Origin of the sequence: Pseudoalteromonas xiamenensis, assembly GCF_017638925.1 — a bacterium.
GTDB lineage: Bacteria > Pseudomonadota > Gammaproteobacteria > Enterobacterales > Alteromonadaceae > Pseudoalteromonas > Pseudoalteromonas xiamenensis.
Window position 1 is genome coordinate 1,940,085 of sequence record NZ_CP072133.1, and the last position, 12,335, is coordinate 1,952,419.

Genomic DNA, 12,335 nt, shown 5'->3' on the forward strand with positions numbered 1-12,335 from the left:
CCAATAGTTTAAAAAAGTGGCCTCAGCCACTTTTTCATTTTTATTGTTGCGTGGTTTGAATTGTCAATCGATGCTCTAATTCCCCAGGTAACAGCGGCAATGTACCCCCTGTCGCGTACTCTTCAAAACCTGCACGGTAATATGGTGACAGTGGGTGACCACTTTGCCCACCAGCCATGGTCATCGTGGCATTGTCGAGGTGTCCTGGTTGAGCAATAAAACGTTGTGATGCACCGAAATGCGGCATCTGTACCGCGGGCATAAACGTGTCGCCAAATGCCGGCATTTTTGGCATGTCGAGTAGCTTTGATAATAGTGGGATTTGTCGACTAAATGGATGCTGGACATGCAGCGCGTTCACTTCCCCCAAGACCATCCTGCCATAGAAACACCGTGTTTGGCAGTCAGGTCCGCTTTGGCTTGAAGGTAACTATCCAACAACAAGGCATCCCAACTTTCATATTGACCAAGCCATGACTTTGGCTGCGCTTCAATCAGTTTCCAAATCGCAGGTTCTAAATTTCGCTTGATGGGTTTAAGTGAGCCGCCTTGTTGCCGTAATGCAGATTCAATACTGGCAAACGCGACATCCAGCACTTTGCCTCGATAAGCTTCCACAAGTGTATAGCCTACTGAATCTGCACAGGCACACCGTTGCCAATTCTGTAAAAAGCGCAGGTCATCTTGGTAGGTATCAACGCCATTTGGACTCGATTGCAGCGTAGACATCAGCAATTCATGCCAAGGCGTTAAAAAACGTGCTTCATTGTCATGCTGCAGGGCATTGAAATCATCTTCAGCGAACTGGTTAGATTCAAAAAGGCGGTCACGTATTTGCATGGCCCGCGCGCCCAGCGCATAACCACCATCCCCAAAACGAAGATTATCCGACACGCCAACAACACGCGAATTCCCCGTCCATAATCGGTTGCTCTGTGGGTTTAATACAGATGGCCTATCCGTTTCATTTTGCAGCCATGTCGGTGTGTAGTCTTGTTCTTGTACTGCGATGTCGCTCGGTTCTGCGCGTTTAGGAACTGCCCCCATATTTGTCCAACCAGCATTACCTGCACGGTCAACAACCATTAGATTTTGCACTGGAATGCCGATGCTTGGCGCTAACTCGATTGCTTGTTGAGCAGATTGTGCGGTTTCCAATTTCAAAAGGTTTAGGTTTACTGCATAGAGCTGATGGCCGACCCAAGATAGGGCATAACGCTTTCCATTAAAGGTTTCAACAGGGCCAAATTCACTCATTTCAAGTGGATAAAGGGAGACTTGCCCGTTTGGTAACGCGATTTCTTCTTTGATGATTTGCGTTTTCGTCTCAGCATCGAGTTCTATCCAATCAGCCGTGTCGAGATACCCATTGGTGAATCCCCAAGCGATTGCGTCATTTGTCCCAACCACAATTGCAGGCGCACCCGGCAATGAAACCCCAGTAACCTGTACCGCTTCACCATCCTGTTGATAATTCAATTGCGCGCGATACCAAATAGACGGAACATTTAAGCTTAAATGCATGTCGTCAGATAACATCGCCGCACCCGTTTTAGTTAACGCGCCAGTAACCGCCCAGTTGTTACTGCCTATGTCTAATGGGGTATCGATATGGTGCATCGCGGTGAGCGTTCGTGATTTTAATTTCGGCACAGGTTGGTCAGATAACGCGAGCTTACTGCCATCTAAAGCAGCTTGGTAGCGGCTTGGCTGCGTTAAGAATGCGCGCATTTCAGAGCCGAATTGGGTATCAAGTTCGATTAATGTTCGGTCCCGTTGAAACGTGCCTTCTTGCAAATCGAGATACATCGCAAAAATAACCAGCAAACTGTCTTCTGGTTGCCACGCTTTTATCGGTGCACCAGTTAGTAAGTATTCAAAACTTGAATAGCCCGTTTGTGCGCGACCTTCGTTTGCCCCTCTTGCGTATGCCGCCAGAACGGCTTGGTCGTCCACTGGTAAGCTGCGCAAGATGAGACTCGCTTCGCTTTCTAAGTTGATGAAAACGCATGCGCTTATCTAAGTTTACCGCCGCTTCACCAAACAACTCGCTGAGTTCGCCCGCCGCATTTCTGCGCAACAAGTCCATTTGAAAGAACCTATCTTGCCCATGCGCATACCCCAAACCATAAGCTGCATCTTGACGCGTCTTTGCCGTAACTACGGCTTGTCCTTGCACATCTCGTCCAATTTCCACGTCGTGTTCAATTGCATCGCTACGCCCAGTTCCATCAAGCATCGGTAAGCTGAGGGTCAGCACTCCATAGCACACTGCGGTGATCAACAAACCCAATGCAATGACAAGCATGACCAGCCGTTTTAACCAATTCAACATAGTTATAATTCCTATCCATGACGAAGATGATGTTTATTTTACGCGCAACAATGCCAATTAATATGACAATAAGCCGTGCTCATCTCACCTTACAGAGTGAAAATCAATTGAACAAGCTTGTTCCCAAACTGTTCGCTTTTAAGCGTAGTACAACGTACGTATATCCATCTTCTCAATATCAAATTGACCGATAACTCCATGACGGAAATATAAAAAGCATCCAAGATTAGCATGCTGATTTACTGGAAATGGCTTTCGCTTACGGTGCGGGTGAACTATAGTAAAACCATTATAGGGAATCATTATTGTTGCATGCATTTCACGTCGCCCATTTCGCCAAGGAAAGCACGTTCGCTTAGGGTCGGATTTTGGACGCTATTGGTTGTTATTGCGGTTATTGGCGTACTCGTTGACCGAGTCAACATCAACCGTCTCAAAGAAATAGCGCGAACCGATGCTTACGAAGAGGTCAATCTCTACCGTGCTAAGTTAGAGAGCCAAATTAACAGTAATCTGCAAATGGTCAGAGGCCTCGCTGTTGCTGTATCGGAAAAAGACAATCTGAATCAGGCCAATTTCACTAAAATCGCGGCTCCTCTTTTTGATCACAGCCAAATTTTACGGAACATCGGTGCTGCGCCTGACATGGTCATCACGTGGATGTATCCCCTAAAAGGAAATGAAAAAGCAATTGGACTTGATTACAACAAAGTGCCGGTACAGCGAGAGGCCGCCCTTCAAGCCAAGAACTCCAAATCCATCGTCCTTGCGGGTCCTCTAAAACTTGTCCAAGGCGGCGAGGCGCTCATTGCTAGAGTCCCAGTGTTTGAGACCGAATCTAATCAGTTTTGGGGATTGTTATCTGTCGTTATCGACATCGAAAAACTCTACAACGCCGTTGACCTTCAAACACTGCAGGACCGATTTAACGTTGGCTTACGCAAAATAGACAACGTCAATAACGACGACAAAGGCTTTTTCCTCGGGTCGACAAATTTGCTTAACAAAGATGCCCTTGTCTTGAAAATTAATCTACCAAATCAACAAGACTGGGAACTCTACGCTTACCCAAAAACCGGCTGGCAGGCGGATAGCGCGTCGCTGTGGCCATTCCGCTTAACGCTCCTGACGTTCTTATGTTTATTTACCGCCGCGTTTGTATTTCTCAATCGCATTATTAAGCAGATCCAAGACAATGAACAACACCTCAATACCATGAGCCACCTCGCAGAGGTAGGCGCATGGTCCGTTGATATGCGCACGCAGGAAGTTTTTTGTTCTGAAGTCACCAAAGCCATTTTTGAAACACCATCAAACTTTCAACCTGGGTGGCTTAACAGTGTCGATTTTTTTGAACAAGGGTTGCATCGCCGCCGCATTCAAGAGTTTATGGACCGCGCCATCAAGCTTGCACAGCCGTTCGAAGATGAGTTCCTAATTACAACAGACAAAGGGAATATGCGTTGGATCTCGATAAAAGCTTTTCCTCGCGTAGAGAAAGGACGTACTGTCGAAGTTGTTGGTTCTTTGCAAAATATCGATGCGCGCAAAAAAATCGAATTAGAACATGACAAGATTGCTCGCCATAACGAATTACTCGCACGAATTACAACGCATGAAGCGCTGCTTGGCAACCAGCTCGATCTCGCCCATCAACTCATTACTGATGCCGTGTGCAGTGGCTTAGCTGCTGCGCGCTCAACGGTCTGGTTATTTGATGAAAACAAACAACATTTGATCCCCACTGCCTTTAGCCATACCAAAGCGAAGGCGTGGGAGCAGTTTCCCCCATGGCGTGCCAATGCGCTTAAAAAATTGTTTGAAACGATAGAAAAAGAAGAACTGATCGCGCTTCCTGATGCCCGTAAAAATGCCATTTCTGAACCGCTGGTAGAACACTATCTTAACCCCTTTGAGATCCAATCACTGTATATCAGCCCCATCGTTCATCATGGCAAAGCCGTTGGGATTTTAAACGTCGAGTACAATGTACCAAACCCGAATTGGACGCCAAGTGATACCCGATTCATAAAGGCATTGGCGGTTGTACTTGGGAGTTTATATGCGAATAAAGAAACGCTGAAATCGAAACAATTGGCGCTCGTTCAAAAGGAACTCGCCGAACAATCCGCAAAAATGAAAGCGGAATTTTTAGCGAGCATGAGCCATGAGATCCGCACGCCAATGAATGGCATTTTGGGGATGATGACCGTATTACAACAAACCGAACTGACCTCGTCACAACGCCATCAAATTCATCTAGCTCAAAGTTCGGCTGAATCTCTGTTGACGATTATTAATGATATTCTCGACTTTTCTAAAATCGAAGCCGGTAAAGTAGAAATAGATCATGTGGACGTGGATCTCGTTTCGCTGCTCAGTGAAACAATTGAATCTTTTGCGTTAAAAGCCGAAGAAAAACAAACCTTATTGGAGTTCGATTGCCGCAACTTGCAAATCGCCCAAGCGAAAACCGACCCGCATCGATTACGCCAAGTCCTCAATAACTTGTTAAGTAATGCCGTCAAATTTACGGAACAAGGGAAGATAATTCTTACGTGTTACAGCGAACAAAATGCCGATGAAACACGTTTATGGTGCAGTGTAGAAGACACCGGAATTGGTATTGCCAAAGAAAAGCTAGCCACTATTTTTGATTCGTTCACCCAAGCCGATAGCTCGACTACTCGAAAATACGGGGGGACGGGACTTGGGCTTTCAATCGCCAGTCAATTGTGTGAGCTGCTTGGCGGATCGCTCAGTGCTTACAGCAAACTAAACATTGGTAGCACGTTCACGTTTTACATCGTGCTAAAAGAGCCTGTCGCGATAGAGCCTATCGACAATGATGCGCTTGAACTCGTGTTGCTTGTTCCTGATCATGTTGCCACAACGTCTATGCGCCACGTGCTTGCTCCTTGGCACATTAAAACGACCCTTTATCATGACATGACCCACCTACTACAGCATTTACAAGCCAATCCAACGTCTCAATCATTGCTAATCCTCGACCCCGTTATGTTAATCGAGTCACAAGACACCGCATCGCTGAAACACACCATAACCTCCCGTCAGTTAGCGTTTGCAAAAATATCGACCTCGGAACATAGCCAAGCGTTACTCTGGCAAGATCTAAAACCTGCCTTAGACATGCTTTATCCACTCACACCAGCAAACGCGCTGATGTTGTACTACGGAGAACCTGAGTTACAAACTCAGTCGGACAGCGTGCTGCACGGACACGTGCTGCTCGTCGAAGACAACAAGGTCAATCAAATCGTTGCCACCAGTTTACTGACCAAAATGGGCCTAACGGTCAGTGTGGTAGAACACGGTGTGGCAGCACTACAAATATTGGCGGCGGACCATTCATTTGATTTGGTGTTAATGGATTGCCAAATGCCCGAGATGGATGGCTACGAAGCAACTTCTCGGATTCGCCGCGGTGAAGCGGGAGAACATGCAAAATCTATTGCAATCATCGCCTTGACGGCGAATGCTATGGTGGGCGATAAAGAAAAATGTTTGGCTGCTGGCATGGATGCGTATTTAAGTAAACCACTGCAGTTTGATTCCCTGAAAGCCGCTATCGCCCAATGGATTCGCCAAGCATCGCCCGTTAGCCCAACTAGAATAACAACCAATTCATAGAGGTATTTTGAATATGGAACTCAATCAACTCGAACAGCGCATTCTTGGATGTCTAATTGAAAAGTCCATCACCACACCAGACATTTATCCACTTTCGCTAAATGCGCTTACCACCGCTTGCAATCAAAAAACCAATCGCGAACCAGTGCTCAGTGTTAGTGAACAAGCGGTGTTAGACACACTGGACGGATTAATCGACCAACGTTTAGTCGTCGTAGAGTCCGTTGGAAGCCGCGTCCAAAAATATCGTCAGCGTCTATGCCAAGGTGAGTTCGCGAAATTAACACTGACAACTCAGCAAGTCGCCATTCTTTGCTTATTATTCCTTCGCGGTGCACAAACGCCAGGTGAGCTGCGTACTCGCAGTACGCGTCTAGCCGAATTTAAAGATGTACAGCAGGTAGAGAACGAGTTGAACAATTTAATTTCGGCGGGACACGTGCAGTTATTAGATAAAGCCCCCGGGCAACGTGAAGCGCGCTATGCGCACACATTAAGCAGTGATGTTTACATTGGCAACAGTGAAATGCCCTCTGCTGGACACACGGAAATTTCGAGTACGCACGAGATTGAAGCGTTACTGCGTGAAATTGAGGAAGTTAAAGCCGAATTGCGACAAATTAAGCAGCATTTGGGTCTTTAATTTCATCGTTAATATCCACATAATAATAAAAAACATTATGGCAAAGAGGAGCCACCATGCGTGCTGCTATTTTGGCTGAAATGAAAGTTCAGCCTGAGATCAACGTTGCATTCGAGGTCGAAAGACGCGTTCATTTTATCAAGCAACGACTCACTTCATCGGGTTGCAGAACCTTAGTGCTTGGGATCAGCGGTGGTGTCGATTCATCAACGTGTGGTCGTCTTTGCCAACTAGCCGTCAATGAACTGAATGCCGCACAAGCTGAGGTGCAATATCAATTCATCGCGATGCGTTTGCCGTACGGCGTGCAAGCGGATGAAGACGAGGCACAACTTGCGGTCGACTTTATCCAACCAAGTCAACGCCTAACCGTCAACATCAAGCCTGCTGCCGATGCCATGCATGAACAAGCGCTTGCCGCGATGGCCGGTGGACAACTCTCGTTGCCTGCTGAACACCTAGTGGATTTCATTAAAGGCAATGTAAAAGCGCGTCAACGCATGGTCGCGCAATACGAAATTGCGGGCCTGACGCAAGGCCTCGTGGTTGGAACAGATCACAGTGCTGAAAACATCACCGGTTTTTACACGAAATTTGGTGACGGTGCATGTGACTTAGCGCCACTCTTTGGTCTATCTAAGCGTCAAGTTCGCGCACTGGCTGCACATCTTGGTGCGCCAACAAGCTTAGTGCACAAAACGCCTACCGCTGATTTAGAAGACAATCGACCTGGGCTTGCTGATGAGGATGCACTGGGTCTAAGCTATGACCAAATTGATGATTTCCTTGAGGGCAAAGACGTGCCAGATTACGTAACCGAGAAGTTGGTTGCGATTTACCTACGCACGCAGCACAAACGTCAACCAATTCCAACGATCTACGACGAGCAATAGCGCTGTCGTCTACGTTGAATGAAACAAAAAGCACCTAAAGGTGCTTTTTGTTTTTTACAGCACAGTGGTTTTGCCGCATGGGATTAGAATGATCGATATAACTCATAGCTGGTAAAACCCACTTCAAGTGAGATGAGCACGAGCAGAAAACTCACTAAGCTAGCTACTTTTAGCTTTGCGCATACGTAGGCACCCAATGGAGCGCCAATCACCACGATGGGAATTGCAGCATACAGATAGGCGCTAATTTCCGCGGTAATTGTTTTTAAATACAAGGCATTGAGAACACTCCCCACTATCGAAGTAAATGCCATGATGACCACCGATGTGGCTGTCGCCCGTTTAACGTCAGCTTGATAGGCTAAGACCAACAGGGCGAAGATCGCTATGTCAGCGCCTGAGCCGACTAAACCACTGGCAATTCCACCAAACCCCGCGACCAACATAAATCGAAGCGGTTTTGGGTCAATTCGAACGTGATCGGGGAGATGATGGGCTTTTCGCCACCAGCGATAGATAAGCGTAATCGCAAAGCAGAGCAGTAATACACTAAAAATACTTTTGGTCAGCAATCTCGGTGCATGAGGCGCGATAAATAACAAACTCCCGATCACCCCAAGTGCCGCCATTGGTAATGCCATTAACACCACATTACCGTACACGGGGATCCGCCGACATAAAATCGTGATGGTCGCTGCAGTCATTCCAAAACTTTGAATAGCCAAAGAAAAAACTTTGGCCGTAGCTGGGTCGATGTGAAGCAACTTGGTCATAACGGGGAACGCAACCGCGCCTCCACCCAGTGCCGTACCACCGGCAACAAAGGAGCCGAATGCCATCGTCAGCGCCATTTGCCATTCATGGGCAATACTTAATAGCGCACTTTGCAACCCTTGGTGAAAAACCAGCGTGCTATAAACCGCAACAATCAACCAAAACGGCAACCAACTCACTGAAAAAATAGGATGAACTACGTAGCGTTTCACACTAACCTCGGTAGTAACAACACTGGAAAATAGAGAAGTGATCGCTCGCTCAATTCTCATCGTAAAGGCTGAAACATGTTAGCGGTTTGCGTTATAGTTAGCCAAGCACTTTATTAGGATGGAAAATCAATACCCATGAGTTCACCTGTTTTGATCACAGGGGGCGCACAGCGAATTGGACTTGCGCTTGCCCAACACCTCATTGCTGAACATGTTCCGGTCATCGTCACCTATCGTACTCGACACGAGGCCATTGATACTCTTGAAGCTGCCGGCGCTATTTGTTTACCAGCGGATATTCGTACTGATGAAGACATCGCGCAATTGGTTAGTCGCGTTCAACAACATTGCACCTCGCTTCGAGCGATTGTCCACAATGCATCCAGTTGGGATTGCGAAGAACTCAATGCAGACTGGGCCACACTGTTTGACAACATGATGCGTATTCACGCTAAATTACCTTATTTACTGAATTTAGGGCTTGTAGATTACCTAGAAGCCCATGACGGCATCGCGGACATCATTCACATTACCGACTATGTCGTTGAGAAAGGTAGCCCAAAACACATCGCCTATGCAGCTAGCAAGGCTGCTCTGGATAACATGACGCGCTCTTTCAGTGCGCGCTTTGCGCCAAAAATAAAAGTGAATGCCATCGCGCCTTCTCTGATCATTTTTAACGAACACGACACACCGGATTACAAAGCAAAAACATTGAAGAAATCCTTGATGGGCATTGAACCGGGATGCCAAGAAGTCATCAATAGCATAGAGCTAATTCTGAATAGCCGTTACATCACTGGGCGCAGTATCCCCGTAGATGGTGGACGACACTTAAAATAAGTAAGAGACGAACAAATGCATAATGAACTAAAAGACAGTTATAAAGCCATTATCGAAGCCGTGGGTGAAGATCCAAATCGTGAAGGCTTGTTAGATACACCAAAACGCGCAGCAAAAGCCATGGAATATTTGACCAAAGGCTACCGCCAAACATTGGAAGAAATAACCAACAACGCGGTTTTCACCAGTGATGCCGATGACATGGTGGTGATCCAAGATATCGAGCTGTATTCGATGTGCGAACACCATTTACTGCCTTTCGTTGGCCGTTGCCATATCGCGTATATCCCGAATGGCAAAGTGCTTGGCTTGTCCAAATTTGCTCGCATCGTTGACATGTTTGCTCGGCGCTTCCAAATTCAAGAGCAGCTAACTCACCAAATCGCTAAGGCTGTCGAAGAAGTCACCGGCGCAAAAGGTGTCGGTGTTATCATTGAGGCAAAACACATGTGTATGATGATGCGAGGCGTAGAGAAACAGAATTCGCAAATGCGTACTTCAGTCATGCTCGGTAACTTCAGAAATGACCCAAAAACACGTAATGAGTTTTTGTTGCTCGTTAAACGCTAAGGAATGCGGATGCAAAACGCCATTATTAACATCACAAACTTGCGATTGAGAACGTATATTGGGTTTAACCCTGACGAACGTGAAAAGAAGCAAGATGTGGTGATCAACATCGAAATTCATTATCCAGCGGATTATGAATGCGTCAGTGCTGATGAAGTATCTCACGCGCTCAATTACAAAACGGTGACCAAAGCCGTCATTGCGCTCGTCGAAGACGGTCATTTCCTACTATTGGAAAAGTTAGTTGCAGATATTTTGGCGAAGTGCAATGTACACCCAAGTGTGACTTATGCGCGAGTACGTGTCGATAAGCCGCATGCATTGCGTTTTGCCGACTCAGTGTCCCTGACGTTAGATTGGACACGTAAGGTATAATGTTACGTCGCTACGTGAAGTGCAAACCACAGCACCAGCGCGTAGCGGATCCCTTTACCGACGGTCACTAACACAATGAACCACCAAAACGGCAAACGCATCACACCAGCAAACAAGGTGAGTGGGTCTCCGATTATCGGCAACCACGCAAAGAGCAAAGACCACTTTCCAAAGCGCTGAAACTGTTGCTCTGCTTTCACCAATTGAGTTTCACTCACCGGAAACCATTTTGCATGTTTAAAGCGCTGTACCTGTGCACCTAAGACGTAGTTCACGGCACTTCCCAACACATTCCCAAGCGTGGCTGACAACCACAATAAACCGCCCAAATACCCTTGATTCACAAGCACACCAAAGAGTATTTCAGAAGACCCCGGCAGTAACGTTGCGGACAGTAATGCGCTTAAAAATAACGAAAAATAACTCATCTTGAACGGTTGCTTTCACGCACTAAATGCGCCTTAATGGAACTCAAAAGGAGGAACTATGTTATCACGAATTCTAACCATCGGCTTGCTAGGCCTGATGTTTTGCACCACGGCCTGCAGCAGCACAGCGCCTCACCCAAAAGGTTATGAAACCTATGTTGCAAAAGGCGATAAATTCAAAGATATGACGCTTACCTCCATTCAAGGTGACACGGTATCGTTTGACCAAAATAAGAAAAAACTCATCGTGTTGTTTGCAACGTGGTGTTCTGATTCCAAGCGCACATTACGCGAACTAAAAGCTTCGCCACTAATAAGTGACCCAACACTCGAGATTATTGCGATAGGCCGAGAAGAATCAACGGCGAGCCTCTCTGAATTTAAAGACAGTTTTGGTGTACCATTCACGCTCGTTGCCGATCCAGACAAAGCGATTTATTCCCATTACGCCAATAAGGGGATACCTCGACTCATTCTACTCGATGAGCAGAATCGCGTAATTGACACATGGATAGGCGAAACTCCAGATACGGTCTCTCAAATTAAGTGGTAATCATGGAAAACAGCGCGCTTCAAATTCTCACCATGGCAAAAGTCATCCAAACGGCGGTTGCACCTGTATTTCTTATCACTGGAATCGCGGCGACACTTGGTGTACTTTCTAACCGCTTAGCCCGTATTGTGGACCGTGCTCGCTTACTGGATAAACGAATTAAACGTCTGCAAGATGAAGCGGAAATGCAAGAGTTGCAGCGCGAAATGCGTGCGCTCTTAAAACGGTCTCGTTTTATTCACGTCGCATTTAGCGCCAGTGTTTTAAGTGCCTTGCTGGTGTGCTCGGTGGTAATGATGCTGTTTATCTCTCATCTTCATACGATGGATTTGGGGATCACCATTGCCAGCTGTTTTATTGCCGCCATGGCACTGCTTATTGCGGCATTTTTTGCCCTGCTAGGGGAAATTTTCCTTGCCACTCGTAGTATGAGGCGAGGCATGATATTTGCCGATTTTACGCAAGATTAAATTGTAATTTTTTAGAATACTAACTGAAGGATCTCATAATGAAAAAAGTGCTTATCGCAGCCGTTCTTACGGTTTTATCTACCGGAGCTGCCTCTGCCAACTCACTGTTTGAAAAACCAGAAGATGCGATTGATTACCGTAAAGCCTCATTTCAATTACTACGTTACCAAATCGGTGACATGGGCGACATGTTAAAAGGCAAAGTCCCTTTTGATGCTGAACGTTTTAAAGCGCGTGCACATAACGCTGCTCGTCTATCAACAATGCCTTGGGAAGCGTTTGCTGAAGGCACGGACAAAGGTGATACCGATGCATTGCCTGCGGTATGGAGCGACCGTGCGACGTTTGATGAGAAAGCAGCTGATTTTGCACAGTACGCGCAAGCGCTTGCTGACGCAGCAGACACTGGCGATCAGGGTGCTATCAAGAAAGCTTTCGGCAACTGGGCAAAAGGTTGCAAAGATTGTCATAAGAGTTTTAAAGAATAATCAACAATTGTAAAAAGGGGTGAATTCCCCTTTTTATTTTTCTAATGCATATTAATTACTCATATTCTCCGCATTCTTAAAATATTTTTTACCAATATCC

The 12,335-nt window shown here is 46.4% G+C and carries 11 protein-coding genes and 1 pseudogene; 9 read left to right on the forward strand and 3 right to left on the reverse strand.

Annotated features, from left to right (window positions below; translation table 11 throughout):
• Nucleotides 1–40: 40 nt before the first annotated feature.
• Nucleotides 41–2,335 (reverse strand): annotated as a pseudogene (locus tag J5O05_RS09390) (penicillin acylase family protein).
• Nucleotides 2,336–2,647: 312 nt separating this feature from the next.
• Between J5O05_RS09390 and J5O05_RS09395 the strand changes: the two are divergent.
• From J5O05_RS09395 to nadE, 3 genes are read left to right on the forward strand one after another with little or no spacing between them, the layout of a single operon-like run.
• On the forward strand, nucleotides 2,648–5,986 hold the full coding sequence (locus tag J5O05_RS09395) for an ATP-binding protein (RefSeq protein ID WP_208841845.1): 3,339 nt from the start codon (nucleotides 2,648–2,650) through the stop codon (nucleotides 5,984–5,986).
• A 13-nt stretch (nucleotides 5,987–5,999) separates the two neighbouring features.
• A complete protein-coding gene (locus J5O05_RS09400; protein WP_208841846.1) occupies nucleotides 6,000–6,629 on the forward strand; it encodes a YceH family protein in 630 nt (209 codons plus the stop codon).
• Nucleotides 6,630–6,685: 56 nt separating this feature from the next.
• Entirely contained in the window at nucleotides 6,686–7,522 is an 837-nt protein-coding gene (nadE, locus tag J5O05_RS09405) for an ammonia-dependent NAD(+) synthetase (protein WP_208841847.1), read from the forward strand.
• 83 nt (nucleotides 7,523–7,605) lie between these two features.
• Here nadE and J5O05_RS09410 read toward each other — a convergent pair whose 3' ends face one another.
• A complete protein-coding gene (locus J5O05_RS09410) occupies nucleotides 7,606–8,508 on the reverse strand; it encodes a sulfite exporter TauE/SafE family protein (RefSeq protein ID WP_244369528.1) in 903 nt (300 codons plus the stop codon).
• 135 nt (nucleotides 8,509–8,643) lie between these two features.
• On the opposite strand from J5O05_RS09410, the gene folM reads away from it, so the two are divergent.
• The 3 genes from folM to folX are packed head-to-tail and all read left to right on the forward strand — an operon-like array spanning nucleotide 8,644 to nucleotide 10,296.
• Complete coding sequence (gene folM / locus J5O05_RS09415; RefSeq protein WP_208841849.1) at nucleotides 8,644–9,351, forward strand: dihydromonapterin reductase; 708 nt, start codon at nucleotides 8,644–8,646, stop codon at nucleotides 9,349–9,351.
• A gap of 15 nt (nucleotides 9,352–9,366) precedes the next feature.
• A complete protein-coding gene (gene folE / locus J5O05_RS09420) occupies nucleotides 9,367–9,921 on the forward strand; it encodes a GTP cyclohydrolase I FolE (protein ID WP_208841850.1) in 555 nt (184 codons plus the stop codon).
• Between the two features lie 9 nt (nucleotides 9,922–9,930).
• A complete protein-coding gene (gene folX, locus J5O05_RS09425) occupies nucleotides 9,931–10,296 on the forward strand; it encodes a dihydroneopterin triphosphate 2'-epimerase (RefSeq protein ID WP_208841851.1) in 366 nt (121 codons plus the stop codon).
• Between the two features lie 2 nt (nucleotides 10,297–10,298).
• Here the strand turns inward: folX and J5O05_RS09430 are convergent, their stop codons facing one another.
• Complete coding sequence (locus J5O05_RS09430) at nucleotides 10,299–10,724, reverse strand: YqaA family protein (protein ID WP_208841852.1); 426 nt, start codon at nucleotides 10,722–10,724, stop codon at nucleotides 10,299–10,301.
• Between the two features lie 58 nt (nucleotides 10,725–10,782).
• Here J5O05_RS09430 and J5O05_RS09435 point away from each other — a divergent pair, with 58 nt between their 5' ends.
• Genes J5O05_RS09435 through J5O05_RS09445 form a run of 3 tightly spaced genes read left to right on the forward strand, consistent with a single transcriptional unit; the run spans nucleotide 10,783 to nucleotide 12,235 of the window.
• Complete coding sequence (locus J5O05_RS09435; RefSeq protein ID WP_208841853.1) at nucleotides 10,783–11,277, forward strand: TlpA family protein disulfide reductase; 495 nt, start codon at nucleotides 10,783–10,785, stop codon at nucleotides 11,275–11,277.
• Between the two features lie 2 nt (nucleotides 11,278–11,279).
• Entirely contained in the window at nucleotides 11,280–11,747 is a 468-nt protein-coding gene (locus tag J5O05_RS09440) for a DUF2721 domain-containing protein (RefSeq protein ID WP_208841854.1), read from the forward strand.
• Nucleotides 11,748–11,785: 38 nt separating this feature from the next.
• Entirely contained in the window at nucleotides 11,786–12,235 is a 450-nt protein-coding gene (locus J5O05_RS09445; protein WP_208841855.1) for a c-type cytochrome, read from the forward strand.
• Nucleotides 12,236–12,335: the final 100 nt, after the last annotated feature.